A 14,816-nucleotide genomic window follows, 5' to 3' on the forward strand; every position below is an offset into this window, starting at 1 on the left:
ACCCGACCGCGCCCAACCCGACCGCGCCCACCCGACCGCGCGGACCCACCGCGCAGACCCACCGAGCCGACGCACCGCGCTCACCGACCCGCGCCCGTTCGTCCGCGCTCGGCGCCCGGCGCACCATCCGAAAGGCTGACATGACCACCACCACCAACGACGGCGCGGCCGCCCTCGACCAGACGGCGAGGCTGGTCGAGGCACTGCGGGCCGCGCTCCAGGACAACGAACAACTCGCCTCCGAGAAGGCCGCGTTGGAGGCGGCGGCCGGTGAGCCGATCGCCATCGTCGGGATGGCCTGCCGGCTGCCGGGCGACATCGCCTCCCCGGCCGACCTGTGGCAGCTGGTCGCCGACGGACGCGACGGCGTGGCCGAGTTCCCCGAGGACCGCGGCTGGGACCTCGACGGACTCTTCGACCCCGACCCGGACCGGGCCGGCCGCTCCTACGTCCGCGAGGGCGGATTCCTGCACGGCGCCGCCGACTTCGACGCCGCCTTCTTCGGGATCTCGCCGCGCGAGGCGCTCGCCATGGACCCGCAGCAGCGGCTGCTGCTGGAGACCTCCTGGGAGGCCCTGGAGCGGGCCGGCCTGGACCCGGCGGGCCTGCGCGGCACGGCCGTCGGCGTGTTCTCCGGCGTCATGTACCACGACTACGCCACCGGTCTGCGAAGCGTGCCCGCCGGGCTCGAAGGCTTCCTCGCCACCGGCACCTCCGGCTCCGTGGCCTCGGGCCGGGTCGCCTACACGCTCGGCCTGGAGGGGCCGGCGATCACCGTCGACACCGCCTGCTCCTCCTCACTGGTCGCCGTCCACCTGGCCGCCCAGTCGCTGCGCAGCGGCGAGTCCACGCTGGCGCTGGCCGGCGGTGTCGCGGTGATGTCCCAGCCCTCGCCGTTCGTGGAGTTCTCCCGGCAGCGCGGCCTGGCGACCGACGGGCGCTGCAAGGCCTTCGCGGACGCCGCCGACGGCACCGGCTGGGCGGAGGGCGTGGCGGTCCTTGTCCTGGAGCGGCTGTCGGACGCCCGTCGTCTGGGGCACGAGGTGCTGGCCGTGGTCCGGGGTTCGGCCGTCAACCAGGACGGTGCGTCCAACGGTCTCACCGCGCCCAACGGGCCCGCCCAGCAGCGGGTGATCCGGGCCGCGCTCGCCAACGCCCGGCTGACGGCGGCGGACGTCGACGCCGTCGAGGGCCACGGCACCGGCACCCCGCTGGGCGACCCGATCGAGGCGCAGGCGGTGCTGGCCACCTACGGGCAGGGCCGTCCGGCCGAACAGCCGCTCTGGCTGGGGTCGTTGAAGTCCAACATCGGCCACACCCAGGCAGCCGCCGGCGTCGCCGGCGTGATCAAGATGGTCGAGGCGCTGCGCCACGGCGTGCTCCCGCGGACCCTCCACGTGGACGCGCCGACCACCCAGGTCGACTGGTCGGTCGGGGAGGTGCGGCTGCTGACGGAGGCCCGGCCGTGGCCGGCGGCCGACCGCCCGCGCCGGGCCGCCGTGTCGGCCTTCGGGGTGAGCGGCACCAACGCCCACGTCATCCTGGAGGAGGCGCCCGCCGCGGAGGCGCGGACACCCGCCCCCGAGGCCGCCGCCGTCCCCTGGCTGCTGTCCGCCGCTTCCACCGGCGCCCTGCGTGCTCAGGCGGAGCGGCTGCTCGACTACACCGAGGCACGCGGCCCGGCACCCGCCGACGCGGCCCGGACACTGGCCGAGGCCCGGACCCTGCTGGCGCACCGCGCCGTCGTGGTGGCCGACGCGCTCGACGGTCACCGCACCGGCCTGGCCGCGCTCGCGGGCGACGCCGCCTCGCCCGCCCTGGTCACCGGCACGGCGGACGTCGCCGGGCAGACCGTCTTCGTCTTCCCGGGCCAGGGTTCCCAGTGGGCGGGGATGGGGCGTCGGCTGCTCGCCGAGTCGGCGGTGTTCGCGGAGGCGCTCGGTGAGGTCGACAAGGCCTTGACGTCCTATGTCGACTGGTCGTTGCTGGATGTGGTGAACCAGGTGCCGGGTGCCGCCTCGCTGGAGCGGGTGGACGTGGTGCAGCCGGTGTCGTTCGCGGTGAACGTCGGCCTGGCGCGCCTCTGGGCGTCGCTGGGTGTCGTTCCGGACGCGGTGGTCGGTCACTCCCAGGGGGAGATCGCGGCGGCGCACGTCGCCGGCATCCTCTCCCTGGACGACGCGGCCGCCGTGGTCGCGCTGCGATCGCAGGCCATCGCGCGGGGTCTGGCGGGCCGGGGCGGCATGGTCTCGGTCGGCCTTCCCCGGGAGCGGGTGGCGAGCGCGCTGCCGGACGGTGTCGAGATCGCGGCCGTGAACGGCCCCTCCTCGGTGGTCGTGGCCGGTGACCCGGCCGCGCTCGACACCCTGGTGACCGCGTACGAGGAGCAGGGTGTGCGGGTGCGGCGGATCCCGGTGGACTACGCCTCGCACACCTCGCACGTGGAGTCGATCGAGGCCGAACTCGCCGAGCTGCTGGGCTCCGTGAAGCCCCAGCCCGCCGCGATCCCCTTCCTCTCCACGGTCGAGAGCCGCTGGCTGGAGGGCCCGGAGCTGGACGCGGAGTACTGGTACCGCAACCTGCGGCAGACCGTCCGCTTCGCCGAGGCCGTCGACACCCTGGCCGCCGCCGAGTACCGGGCGTTCGTCGAGGTCAGCGCCCACCCCGTACTCGCCCACGGCATCGTCGAGGCCCTGGAGGCGGCCTCCGTGCGCGACGCGGCCGTCACCGGCACCCTGCGGCGCGACGAGGGCGGCTGGGACCGCGTCCTGCTCTCGGCCGCCGCGCTGCACGTCCGCGGCGTGGAGGTCGACTGGTCGGCCTCCTACGCGGGCGCCGGCACCCTCCCCGCCTCCGAACTTCCGACCTACCCCTTCCAACACCGGCACTACTGGCTGGAGTCGGTGCCCGTGACGACCACCCCCGCAGGAGATTCCCCGATGGCCACCGAGACCGAGCCCGACACCACCACCGAGGAGGCGCCCGGCGCCGTCCTCGCCCGCCGGCTGGCGGACGCCGACCCGGGGGAGCGCCTGGCCGTGCTGGTCGACGTGGTCCGCACGGAGGTCGCGGCCGTCCTCGGGCACGAGGGCACCGACGAGATCGGGGCGGACGCCGTCTTCTTCGACATCGGCTTCGTCTCGCTGACCGCCGTCGAACTGCGCAACCGCCTCCAGAACGTCACCGGGCTCGAACTGCCCGCCCTGCTCGCCTTCGACCAGCCGACCCCGGAGCGGATCGCCGGCCACCTCCTCTCCCTGCTCGACGAGACCGTGCCCGCCGAGACCGGACTGACCGACACCGGAGTCGCCGAAACCGAAGCCTCCGAGACCGTGCCCGCCGAGCAGCGGACCGAAGGGAAGTGACCGCCGTGTTCGACACCGCCGCCTACCTCAAGGCCCTCGACTACGACGGCCCGCTCGACCCCACCGCCGACACCCTGCGCGAGCTGCACCGGCGCCACCTGATCGCCATCCCGTACGACTCCTCGCTCAACACCGCCCGCGGCGAGGCCCTGTGGGCGGGCGTCGACATCGACGTCGACGCCGTGTTCGACGCCGTCGTGCTCGGCGGCCGGGGCGGCGTCTGCTACGAACTGAACGGGCTCTTCCTCGCGCTGCTGCGCGAACTCGGCTACGAGACCGGGCTGTTCTCGGCCGGGATCCGGCAGGTGGACGACAGCTTCGGGCCGGACCTGGAGCACGTCCTCGGCTTCGTCCGGCTGGACGGCGACCTCTGGCTGGTCGACGTCGGCTTCGTCGGCCCGTCCTACCTGGAGCCGCTGCGGGTGGTGCCCGACGAGGTGCAGCCGCAGTTCGGCACCGACTTCCGCGTCGTGCGCGCGGACACCGGCCACCATGTGGTGCAGCGCCGGGGCCGGGTCGGCGACTGGCGCGCCGTCTACCGGCTCCATGCGCGGCCGCGCGCCTTCGCGGACTGGCTGGTCCCCTCGCCGGAGCTGGACCGGTTCGCCCGGGCCCTGGCCGGCTCCGGCATCGTGGTGCGCGGCCGGGCCTTCGAGGGCGGCCAGCGGATCCTGATCGGCACCCGCCTGGTCGTCGTCGAGGACGGCACCGAGCGGCTGCGCGGCCTCGCCGACCCGGAGGAGCACGCCCGGGTGCTCGCCGAGATCCTGCGGAAGGACGCGGCCACCGCATGAGCACCCCCGTCCACACCGAGACCGCCGCCGCTGTGGGAGACGGCGACGGCTTCGACGCCGACGTCGCGATCGTCGGCTACGGGCCGGTCGGCCAGACCGCCGCCCTGCTGCTGGCCGCCCGCGGCCACCGGGTCACCGTCCTGGAGCGCTTCCCCCGGCCGTACCCGATGCCGCGGGCGGTCTCCTTCGACGGCGAGTCCGCCCGTATCCTCGCCGCCACCGGCGTGGGCGCGGCCCTGGACGAGCACGTCGAGTCCTCCCGGGACTACGTCTGGCACAACGCCGACGGGCAGACCCTCTTCCGGGTGGACGTCGAGGACGCCGGCCGCTCCGGCTGGCCCGACTCCAGCGCCGTCTACCAGCCCGGCCTGGAGGCCGCGCTGGCCGCCCACGGCGAGCGGTTTCCCACGCTGCGCGTCCTGCGCGGCCACCGGGTGACGGCGCTCGCCGACCGCGGCGACGCGGTCACGCTCACGGTCGAAGGACCGCGGACCGGCCCCTCGGGCGGCCCGCTCACCGCCCGCTGGGTGATCGGCTGCGACGGCGCCAACAGCGTGGTGCGCGAGGAGGCCGGGCTGACCGCCACCGACTTCGCGTTCTTCAACGACTGGCTGACCTGCGACGTCGTCCCGCACGACGGCCGGGAGTTCGTCCCCAACAACCTCCAGGTCTGCGACCCGGCCCGGCCGCGCACCGCCGTCTCCGCCGGGCCGGGCCACCGGCGCTGGGAGTTCATGCGGCTCGACCACGAGTCGCCCGAGGAGTTCGGCGGCGAGGCCAACGTCTGGAAGCTGCTCTCGCTGTTCGACATCGACCCCGGCAACGCCACCCTGCTGCGGCACGCCGTCTACACCTTCCAGGCGCGCTACGCGGACCAGTGGCGGCGCGGCCGGGTGCTGATCGCCGGGGACGCCGCCCACCTGATGCCGCCGTTCGCCGGGCAGGGCATGTGCTCGGGCCTCCGGGACGCCGCCAACCTCGCCTGGAAGCTGGACCTGGTGCTCACCGGCCGGGCCGGCGAAGGGCTGCTCGACAGCTACACCGCCGAGCGGCGCGAGCACGTGCGGCACGCGCTCACCATGTCGATGGACCTGGGCCGGGTCATCTGCCAGACCGATTCGGCCGCGGCCCGCGACCGCGACACCGTCATGCTGGCCGCCCAGGAGCGGGCCCGGCGCGGCGCGGAGGTCGGCGCGGCCCGGCCGCGCACCCCGGTCCAGCCGCTCACGGCGGGCCTGCGGCACGGCGGCGGGCCGGCCGGCGACCTGGTCGTCCAGGGGCGCGTGACGGCGGCCGGCCGGCCCGCCGGGCTCTTCGACGACGTGGTGGGGCGCGGCTTCGTGCTGCTCACCACCGAGCCGCCGGAGAGCCTGCTCACCGCCGGGGACCGCGCCTGGCTGGCCGACCTCGGCGGCCACGCGGTGAGGGTGCTCGCGGCCGCCGACGAGGAGCCCCCGGCGGGCGCGGTGGGCGACACCGACGGGGTGTACCTGCCGTACCTGGCCGAGGCCGGGGCGGTCGCGGTGCTGGTCCGGCCCGACTTCTACGTCTACGGCGCGGCGGCGGACCGGACGGAGCTGGCCACGCTCCTCGAAGCGCTCCGCACCGACCTCGCCTCCTGACGGCCCGTCCGCCTGAACCCGCCCGAACCCGTGGGGAGTTGAACGCCCCCTCCCGCGCACGTGCTGACGGCCCGCTCCCCCTCCGCGTGGAGGAGCGGGCCGTCGGTCCGGGTGGGCGGTCCTCAGACCGCCACGGGCGCCCGCCGGGCGGAGTGCTCCAGCAGGATCTCCGCCACCACGCGCGCCAGGTCGAGGGTCTGGCGCCCGTTCAGCCGCGGGTCGCAGCCGGTCAGGTAGCGCTCGGGGAGCTGCTCCTCGCGCAGGTCCTCGCGACCGCCGAGGCACTCGGTCACGTCGTCGCCGGTCAGTTCCAGGTGCAGGCCGCCGGGGTGGCTGCCTATCGCCCGGTGCACGGCGAAGTACCCGCTCACCTCGGCGGCGATCCGGTCGAAGCGGCGGGTCTTCAGCCCGCCGGCCGCCGTCTCGGTGTTGCCGTGCATCGGGTCGCAGAGCCAGACCACCGGGTGTCCCGCGTCTGCCACCGCCTCCACCAGCGGCGGCAGCACGTCGGACACCCGGTCCGCGCCCATCCTGCTGATCAGCGTCAGCCGGCCGGGGACGCGGTCCGGGTCCAGCGCCTCGGCGTAGGCGACGGCCTGCTCCGGGGTGGTGGACGGGCCCAGCTTGAGGCCCAGCGGGTTGGCGATCCGGCGGGCCAGGGCGACGTGCGCGCCGTCGAGTTCGCGGGTCCGCTCGCCGATCCACAGGAAGTGGCCGGACAGCGCGTACCCGTCGCGCACCAGCGGCACCTCGTAGTCGAGCAGCAGGGCCTCGTGACCGGCGAACAGTTCGGTGCGGGTCGCGTCGGCCACCGAGTCCAGCACGTCGAGCGCTGCGCCGGCGCCGTCGTACGCGGTGAGCATCCGCCGAGGGTCCGGTGTGCGGGCCTCGGCCGTCGCCGCGAGGCCGTTGACGATGTCGCCCCGGTAGGAGGGCAGCCCGTCCGGGCCTGTCGGGCTGGAGCGCGGCTTGGCGTACTGCCCGGCGACGCGTCCGACCGGCACCACCGGCAGGCCGGAGGCGACCTCGAACAGGGTCGCGCAGTGCAGCAGGGCGTGCAGGTTGGCGCGCACGTGCTCGGGGGTGTTGCCGGCGAAGGTCTCGGCGCAGTCCCCGCCCTGGACGACCAGGGCCCGGCCGAGCGCGGCCTCGGCCAGGCGCTCCCGGAGCCGGTCCACGGCGGCGGGCTCCACCAGGGGCGGCAGGGCGCCGAGCGCGGCGCGCACCTCGCGCACCCGTTCCTGATCGGGCCACTGCGGTTGCTGGCCGGCGGTCAGGCCCGCCAGGGCCCGGGCGAGGTCGGGCCCGGTGCCGTCGTGCACCGTCAGGCTGGTGGCGGTCGGCGTGGTCATCGGCGTCGTCATCCCGTCTTCCTCAGGTTGGCCCACAGATCGGCGGGCAGGTCCTTGCGTCGGCGTACCCCGAGCTTGCGGTAGACCCGGGTGAGGTGCTGTTCCACGGTGCTCGCCGTGACGTAGAGGCGTCCGGCGATCTCGCGGTTGGTGTAGCCGAGCACGGCGAGCGAGGCGACCCGCCGCTCGGACTCGGTGAGCGCGTCGACCCCGCCCGGCTCCCGCGCGTCGGCGGCCGGGCCGCTCTCGCCGAGGTCCGCCGAGACCGACAGCAGCTCCTGGACGAGCGGCCGCAGGGCGCACATGTTCGCCACGTGCAGGGCCTGGCGCAGCAGCAGCCGGGCCCGGCGCCTGTTGCCGGAGCCCTGGTGCACCCGGCTCAGGTCGGTGAGCACCCGCACCTGCTCGTAGCGGTCGCCGGAGGCCTCGGTGAGGTCGACGGCCTCGGTGAGCAGGGGGCCGCGCCGGCCGGCCGGCCCGGCCGCGGCGAGCAGTCGCAGCGCCGGGCCGCGGTTGTGCGGCAGGTCGGCGTCGGCCCGGCTGAGCTGTTCGTGGATCAGCCGCCAGGCGCGGTCCCGGTTGTCCAGCCGCAGCCAGGCGTCGGCGGCCTGGGTGCGCCAGGGCACCACCCCGGCGCCGTCCAGGCCCCAGGTGCGCAGCAGTTCGCCGCAGGACAGGAAGTCGGCGAGTGCCGCGTGGCCGTGCCGGGTCGCCTGGTAGTGCTCGCCGCGGGCGAACAGGTAGTGCAGCCCGTACAGGCTCTGGAACATGGCCTCACCGACGGCGTGGGTGAGGTGCTTGGCGGCCGAGCGGTGCTCGCCGGTGCGGCTCTCGGCGATGACCAGCGTGCCCAGCGGCAGGCCCACCGCGATGCCCCAGGAGGTGGGGCTGAGGTGGGTCAGCGCGGCCCGGCTGTGCTCGGCCGCCGTGGTCGGCTCGCCGAGCCGCAGGGCCGCCTCGGCGTGCGCCGCCGAGTACAGGGCCGTCGCGGTCGGGGCCTCGCGGCGCGCGGCGGTGCCGAGCAGCCGTTGGCTCCAGACCGCCGCGGTGTCGGCGCGCCCGGCCTGGAGCAGCACCCGCAGCGCGAGCAGCGCGGCCTCCTCGGCCCACGCGGTGCGGCCGTGCAGGTGGGCGTCGTGCAGCACCTGCTGGGCGTGGTCGACGGTCTCCGTGGCCCGTCCCCGGGTGAGCGCCCCGGCGAGCGCGGCGGCGGCCCGCAGCTGCGGGTCGACGTCCGGGGCGACCGTGTGCCGCAGGTCGGCGGGCAGCACCGGGACGCGGCGGCCCCGGGCCAGGCCCGGGTGGGTGTAGGCGAGCCAGGTCTCGACGTCGCGCAGCGCGCCCGTCTCGGCGGGGGAGGCCGGTCCGGCCGGTCCGGTCCGGGCGCGCAGCAGGTCCAGGACGGCCAGCGCCTCCTCGCCGCGGCCGTGCCACAGCAGGTACCGGACGAGGACGAGCGCCTCGGCGAGCCCGAGGTGCCCGGCCCGGACCGCGGCGGTGAGCGGCACCAGGTGCCGGGCCGCCGCCGAGGGGTTGAGCTGCCACTCGGCCTGCGCCAGCCGGTGCCGGAGCACCGCCCGGTCGTTCTCCTCGGCGGCCTCCTTGTGGGCCAGGCTCAGGCAGGCGACGGCGGTGCGGTGACGGTGGTCGAGCAGGGCGTGCTCGGCCGCCTCGGTCAGCGCGGCGACCGCCCACGGCGCGGGCGCCCGCCCGGCCTCGACCAGGTGCCGGGCCACCTCGGCGGCGGGGCTGCCCGTCTCGTGGGCTAACTGGGCGGCCCGCAGCCGCAGTTCGGTGCGCTCGTGCGGGGCGAGGTCCTCCAGGACGGCGGCGCGGGCGGCCGCGGTGCGCAGCCGTCCCTCGCCGTCCAGCAGCCCGGCGGCGGTGAGCGTGGCGCGGGTCCGGGCGACCGCGTCGGCGCTCTCCCGCTCGCCGAGCAGCCGGGCCACGTCCTCGGCCGGGGCCTCCTCGCCGAGCACGGCCTGGGCCTGGACGACCCGCAGCACGCCGGGGCCGGCCCGGTGGAGGCAGCTCAGCAGGGCCGGGCCGTAGCGCGGTTCGGGCTCGTCGGCGCGGTCGAGGTGCTCCTCGACGAGGGCGTGCAGCAGCAGCGGGTTGCCGCCGGCCACGTCCACCAGGCCGGGGCCGCGGTGCCGGGCGTCCTCCTCGCCCAGGCCCTCGGTGACCAGGCGCAGCGCGCCGGCCCGGGACAGCGGGGCCAGTGCGAGGCGGTGCGCGTGCGGGTGGCGCAGCAGTTCGGCGTGCAGCCGGCGCCGCGCGGGCCACGGGGTGCTGCCGTCGGTGAGGACCAGCAGCACCCGGCTCTGCGGCAGGTGGCGGACGAGGTGGCGCAGGAAGTGCAGGGACGCCTCGTCGGCGTGGCCGATGTCCTCGACGCAGAGCAGCACCGGGGTGTCGGCGGCGGCCGCGAGCAGGGCGGTGGTCAGGTCGCGGCAGGCGCGCAGCAGCGCCGGCGACGGCGGGCCGGCCGGGTCGCCGGCCGCGCCGCTGCCGTTGAGGGTGCTGCCGTTGAGAGTGCTGCCGTTGAGGGCGGCGCCGCCGGCACTGTCGGCCGGGTCGGCGAGGACGGCCGGGTCGGCCAGCGCGGCCAGCCGCTCGGCGTGCCCGGCGGGCCAGCCGGGGGAGTGGGCGATCCGGTCGGCGATCCCGAAGGGCAGGTCCCGCTCCTGGGCGGAACAGCCCGCGCCCACGACCAGGACTCCGCGCTCGGCGGCCCGGGCGGTGAACACCCGCAGCAGCTCGCTCTTGCCGCTGCCGAGGGGTCCGTCGACCAGTGCCACCCGGCCCGCGCGGCCGAGACATTCGGCGAGCAGGTGGTCGAGTCTGTCGATGTGCGCGTCACGTTCCAGCAGGGAAGGCACCGGGTACCCCCGACCTCGTCTCTTGTAGGCGTCCGGCCGCCGGTCTCCGGCGGCTCCCCCGGGGCGGTGGCGACGGCCACCCGCTCCCGGTCGAACCCATCATGGGGACACCCCGCCCATCGCCCGGGAACTGATCGCTCATGGGCGGGCCACTGCCGCCGGGGCGGCCGGGTGGGCAGGGCTGGTCCAGGGTCCTGACGATCTTTCATCGTCCCTGCTCAGGGGCGTGGAGGAGGCCGAGTGGGCGGCTGGAGGCATGGCGGAGGCAGGCCTCGATGCCGGTGCGGCGGTGGTCGCGGAGGGCGTTGATCGCGAGGGGTCGCCGTGTTCCCGGGCCCGTGGCCGGTGCTGATCTCGGGGGCGTCCTCGCGGAAGGCGGTGTCGCGGACGGAGCGGAGCCGGGGTCTCGACCATGCGGATCACGCGGTCCACGGGGATCCACCGGCAACGCCGGCCGGTCCAGCAGGCCGGCGCCGTTACGACGCCCCCGTGGCCCGCACGCCTGCCCGATCACCGCGACGTCGAATCAGCCCGGCCGGTCGGCGGCGGCGAATTTGCCTCGGGGAATACCGGCAGGGGGGTCGCCATCGATAGCGTAGATCGAAGTCGACGTGCGGTCAACGGAAGGCCCCGGATCGATCTGATGTACCATCGGGCACATTCTCCGGAATGGCTTTCTCCGGAATCGCAGGGAATCAAGGGGGTAGGGGTGCGATTCAACGTTCTGGGGCCGCTTGAAGTGCTCTCCGACGGCACCGACGTGCCCATTCGCGGCCTGCAGCAGAGGGCCCTGCTCGGTGTTCTGCTGCTCCGCGCGAATAGCGTGGTGGGTATCAACGAGATAGTCGCCGCACTCTGGGGCGATGACCGTCCGTCCACGGCGCGGAAAATGGTGCAGAACTCGGTGGCCGGGCTGCGCCGCGCATTCCAGGCGGTCGGGGAGCCGGCGGACGGGAAACCCGCGCTGAATACCACTGTGCCCGGATACGTGCTCAGAATCGAGCCTGAACAGCTCGATCTCACGGAATTTCATGAGCTTGTCACATTGGGCCGGGCCCGACTGGCGGCCGGCGACTGGACGCGGGCCTCGGAACTGCTGCGCCGCGCCCTCGGCCTGTGGCGCGGCCCGGTGCTCGCCGACGTGAGCGACGCCGGGCTCACCTGGCCCGAGCTGGCCGCCCTCCAGGGCACCCGGCTCGCCGTCCACGAGGACTGCATCCAGGCCGAGTTGGCGATGGGGCGGGACCGCGAGCTGATCGGCGAACTGGAGTCCATGCTGGAGGCCGAGCCGACCCGGGAACGCCTGGTCGCCCAGCTGATGGTCGTCCTCTACAACTGCGGGCGCCAGTCCGAGGCGCTGGACCGCTACCGGCGCACCCGGGACCTGCTCGCCGACCGCTTCGGCCTGGAGCCCGGCCGCGACCTGCGACGCCTCCAGCGCGCGATCCTCAGCCACGACCCGGCCCTGGCGCTGCGGCTCACCACCGCCCCGGGCGGCGCGGCGGACTTCCCGCCCCCGGCCGGACCCCGCCCTGCGGCCGCAGCCGCCCCGCAGCCGCCGCGCCCCCGGCCGGCCCCCGCCCCGCCCGCGCGCGCCGACGACCGCGCCGACGACAGCCGCGCCGACGACAGTGGCGCCGGCCGCGCCGGGACCGCCGCCGCCCCGGCCGCCGAGCACGCCTTCCGCGCGTCCTGGGAACGGGTCGAGCGGCGCGCGGCCAGCGTCGTCATGGTCCGCGCCCAGTGGACGGCCGACGGCGGCGTCCTCGCCCCCGAGCGCGTCGACCACGCCGTCAAGGAGCTGACCGCCGACATCCGGCGCGAGATGGCGCCCTTCGGCGGACACGTGCGCCGCGCCTTCGGCTCGGTGTGGCTGGTCGTCTTCGGCGTCCCCCGGGCCCACGAGGACGACGCCGAGCGGGCCCTGCGCGCCGCCCTCGCCCTGCACCGCCACTTCGAGGCGCCCGGACCGGCCGCCCCCGGGGCCACCGCGGCCGGACCGGTGCCCGGCAGCGGGGCCGCCGCCACCCGGCCGGTCACCCACCTCGTGGTCGGCACCGGCGAGGTGGTGGTCACCTATGACGACAGCGCGCCCGAGCCCGTGGAGGTCACCGGAGAGGTCCTGGACGCCTGCCACCACCTGCTGCTGCAGGTCCCCCGCGGGGAACTGTGGGCCGCCGACGCCACCGTCGAGGCCGGCGGCGCCGACCTCGGCTTCGCCCCGGTCCCCGGCGTCCCCGGCGTCCACCGCCCCGCGCCCGCCCGCCCCGAGGGCCGCGGGCCGTCCGGGCACCCCGCCGAACCGCCGTTCCTGGAGCGCACCCACGAGCTGAACCTGCTGCGCGGTGCCTACCAGGACAGCGTCCGCCGCCAACTGCCCTACCTGGTCACGGTGCTGGGCGAGCCCGGCATCGGCAAGACCCGGCTGATCGGGGAGTTCGCCGCCGCGCTGCGCGACGGCGCCGGACCGCCCGCGCCCCGGGTGCTCCACGCGGGCACCCCCGCCTTCGACGCCCACACCCCCTACGAGCCGCTGGCCGGCCTGGTCCGCGCCTACACGGGCATCCGCGCCGGCGCGCCGGCGGCCGTCGTCCTGCCCGCACTGACCAACGTCGTGCGCGGGCTCCTCCCGCACGCCGACACCGGACCGATCGTCACCGCGCTCGCCGCCTGCCTCGGCCTGCCCGCCCCGGCCGCCTCCGCCGAGGGGCCGGACGGCGGCGCCGTCCCACGGGAGGAAGTCCTCGGCGCGCTGCGGCAGTTCCTGGAGGAGGCGGCCGCCGAGCGCCCGCTGGTGGTCGTCCTGGACGACCTCCACCGCGCCGCCGACTTCGTCCGCTCCTTCGTCGAGGACCTCACCGTCCGGCTCGGCCCGGTCGCCCTGCTGCTGGTCGTCGGCGCCCGTTCCGAACTGCTCCACACCAGGCCCTCCTGGGGGTGTGCCAAGCGCCGCTCGGTCCTGCTGCACGTGGCACCGCTGTCCACCGCGGCCACCGCCACCGTGATCGGTGCCGCCTCCGGCCGCCGCCACCCGACGCCCGCCGACGACCGCCGCGCGGCCCTCGCCGACGGCAACCCGTTGTTCGCCCAGGCCTACGCGCGGGCGGCGGACGCCGGCGCCGACCACCCGCCGGCCGTCCTCGCCGTCGCCGCCGCCCAGCTCGACGGCCTCGACCGCACCACCCGCTCGGTGCTGCGCGACGCCGCCGTCGTCGGCGGCACGCTGTGGCGCGGCGCGGTCGAGGCCGTCAGCCAGCGCGACCCCGAGGAGGTCGGCCGCGGCCTGGAGCTCCTGGAGTCGCGCGAACTGCTGCGCCGGGTGCGCCGCAGCGGCGTCCCCGGAGACGTCGAGTACGCCTTCCGGTACGCCGTCAGCCGTGATGTCGCGCTCGCCCAGCTGCCCGGCCGCGTCCTGGTCGAACGCCATCTGCGGGCGGCGGACTGGGCCGCCCTGCTGGACGTGCCCCGCCCCGGGCTGCTGGCCTTCCACCACGACCGCGCCATCGCGCTCGCCGAGGCGGACGGCACCCCGGTGGAGGCGATGGAGCGCCGTGCCTGGGAAGCCCTGGTCGGGGCGTCCGCCCGGGCCGCCGCCGCGGGCGACGACGCGCTCGCGGTCAGCTGTCTCGACCACGCCCTGGACCGCTGCCCGCCCGGGGAGCCCGAGCGCGTCTGGCTGGTCACCCACCACCGCCGCATCCGCGACAGCCTCGGCGCCCGCGCCCATCGTCGTCGTCCGGCCGTTACCGGCTGACCCCGGCGGGGACGGGCAGCGCCGGGGCGAGGTCCCGTACGCGTTCCAGCGAGCGGATCTTCTCCTCGACGTCGGTGACGTTGTTGGTCACCATCAGCTCGTCCGCGCCGGTGCGCTCCAGCAGGTCCGTCAGCGCCCGGCGGACCTCCTCGGCGTCGCCGACCGCCTGGGTGCTGAGCAGCGCGTCGGCGGAGGCCCGCTCGGCCTCCGTCCACGGGTACGCCGCCGCCTCCTCGACGGTGGGCAGCGGCGCGATCGGCGAGGCGCCGTTCAGCCGTAGCACCGGGAACAGCGCCGGCGCGGTCAGCCGGCGCGCGTGCTCCGTGGTCTCCCCGCACACCGTGTAGGCGGTGACGATCGCGTGCGGCCGCTCGGCCCGGGCCGAGGGCCGGAAGCTCTGCCGGTACGCCCGCAGCGCCTCCTCGGTGCCGCGGGAGTTGAAGAAGTGGTGGGCGAACGCGTACGGCAGCCCGCGCCGGCCCGCGTCCACGGCGCTGCGCACACTGGCGCCCAGCAGCCACGGCCGGGGCGGCTCCGGCGGCTCCGGCAGGGCCTCCAGCCGCTGGTAGACGTGCCCGTCCGGGAAGCCGCCGTCGACGAAGGCGAGCAGCTCCTCCAGCGCCGCCGGGAAGTCCTCGTCGGGCGCCCGGCGCAGCGCGTGGGAGAGCAGCGGGTCCGCGCCCGAGCGGCCGATGCCCAGGTCCACCCGGCCGGGGAACAGCGCGGCCAGCGTCCGGAAGGACTCCGCGACGGCGTACGGCGGGTGGTTGGGCAGGATCACCCCGCCCGCGCCGATCCGGATCCGGCTGGTCCGCTCGCCGAGCGCGGCCAGCAGGACGGCCGGGACGGAGCCGGCGATCCCGCGCGAGTTGTGGTGCTCGGCCACCCAGAACCGGGTGTAGCCCAGCTCGTCGGCGGCCGCCACCAGCCGGCGGGTGCCGACCAGGGTCTCGGCGGGGCTGCCGGCGGAGTCGATGGACGATATGTCGAGGACGGACAGCGGGACGGTCGGGGAACTGCTGGTCATGCGGGGGTGCTCCTTACTCG

General features: G+C 76.2%; 7 protein-coding genes and 1 pseudogene. 4 read left to right on the plus strand and 4 right to left on the minus strand.

Going from position 1 to position 14,816, the window contains the following annotated elements; translation table 11 throughout:
- Positions 1–188: 188 nt before the first annotated feature.
- From ACFY4B_RS39250 to ACFY4B_RS39260, 3 genes and pseudogenes are all read left to right on the plus strand, one after another.
- Positions 189–3,365: pseudogene (locus ACFY4B_RS39250) on the plus strand (type I polyketide synthase); the annotation flags it as partial.
- Between the two features lie 5 nt (positions 3,366–3,370).
- A complete protein-coding gene (locus ACFY4B_RS39255; RefSeq protein WP_387976101.1) occupies positions 3,371–4,159 on the plus strand; it encodes an arylamine N-acetyltransferase in 789 nt (262 codons plus the stop codon).
- On the plus strand, positions 4,156–5,781 hold the full coding sequence (locus tag ACFY4B_RS39260; RefSeq protein ID WP_387976103.1) for a bifunctional 3-(3-hydroxy-phenyl)propionate/3-hydroxycinnamic acid hydroxylase: 1,626 nt from the start codon (positions 4,156–4,158) through the stop codon (positions 5,779–5,781). The genes ACFY4B_RS39255 and ACFY4B_RS39260 overlap by 4 nt, the downstream gene beginning before the upstream one ends.
- A 122-nt stretch (positions 5,782–5,903) precedes the next feature.
- On the opposite strand, the gene ACFY4B_RS39265 is transcribed toward ACFY4B_RS39260, so the two are convergent.
- The 3 genes from ACFY4B_RS39265 to ACFY4B_RS39275 all read right to left on the minus strand — a co-directional run bounded on the left by ACFY4B_RS39265 (position 5,904) and on the right by ACFY4B_RS39275 (position 11,048).
- Entirely contained in the window at positions 5,904–7,145 is a 1,242-nt protein-coding gene (locus ACFY4B_RS39265; RefSeq protein ID WP_375875171.1) for a 3-deoxy-7-phosphoheptulonate synthase, read from the minus strand.
- Positions 7,142–10,015, minus strand: a complete 2,874-nt coding sequence (locus ACFY4B_RS39270; protein ID WP_387976105.1) for an AAA family ATPase — start codon at positions 10,013–10,015, stop codon at positions 7,142–7,144. Before ACFY4B_RS39270 ends, ACFY4B_RS39265 begins: the two co-directional genes overlap by 4 nt.
- A 526-nt stretch (positions 10,016–10,541) precedes the next feature.
- Positions 10,542–11,048, minus strand: coding sequence for a hypothetical protein (locus tag ACFY4B_RS39275; protein WP_387976108.1), 507 nt, complete (start codon positions 11,046–11,048; stop codon positions 10,542–10,544).
- A 12-nt stretch (positions 11,049–11,060) separates the two neighbouring features.
- On the opposite strand from ACFY4B_RS39275, the gene ACFY4B_RS39280 reads away from it, so the two are divergent.
- Positions 11,061–13,769 carry a BTAD domain-containing putative transcriptional regulator gene (locus tag ACFY4B_RS39280; RefSeq protein WP_387976111.1) on the plus strand — a complete coding sequence of 903 codons (2,709 nt, stop codon included), beginning with the start codon at positions 11,061–11,063 and terminating at the stop codon, positions 13,767–13,769.
- On the opposite strand, the gene ACFY4B_RS39285 is transcribed toward ACFY4B_RS39280, so the two are convergent.
- Positions 13,759–14,796: an LLM class flavin-dependent oxidoreductase gene (locus ACFY4B_RS39285; RefSeq protein ID WP_387976113.1), complete on the minus strand. Its 1,038-nt coding sequence runs from the start codon at positions 14,794–14,796 to the stop codon at positions 13,759–13,761. The genes ACFY4B_RS39280 and ACFY4B_RS39285 overlap by 11 nt on opposite strands.
- Between the last annotated feature and the right edge of the window lie 20 nt (positions 14,797–14,816).

This window comes from Kitasatospora sp. NPDC001261, from assembly GCF_042896795.1.
Classification (GTDB): Bacteria; Actinomycetota; Actinomycetes; order Streptomycetales; family Streptomycetaceae; genus Kitasatospora.

Coding starts and splice junctions, on each gene's coding strand:
- ACFY4B_RS39285 (WP_387976113.1), bottom strand. CDS start 14,796: ATGACCAGCAGTTCCCCGACCGTCCCGCTGTCCGTCCTCGACATATCG.
- ACFY4B_RS39275 (WP_387976108.1), bottom strand. CDS start 11,048: ATGAAATTCCGTGAGATCGAGCTGTTCAGGCTCGATTCTGAGCACGTA.
- ACFY4B_RS39265 (WP_375875171.1), bottom strand. CDS start 7,145: ATGACGACGCCGATGACCACGCCGACCGCCACCAGCCTGACGGTGCAC.
- ACFY4B_RS39260 (WP_387976103.1), top strand. CDS start 4,156: ATGAGCACCCCCGTCCACACCGAGACCGCCGCCGCTGTGGGAGACGGC.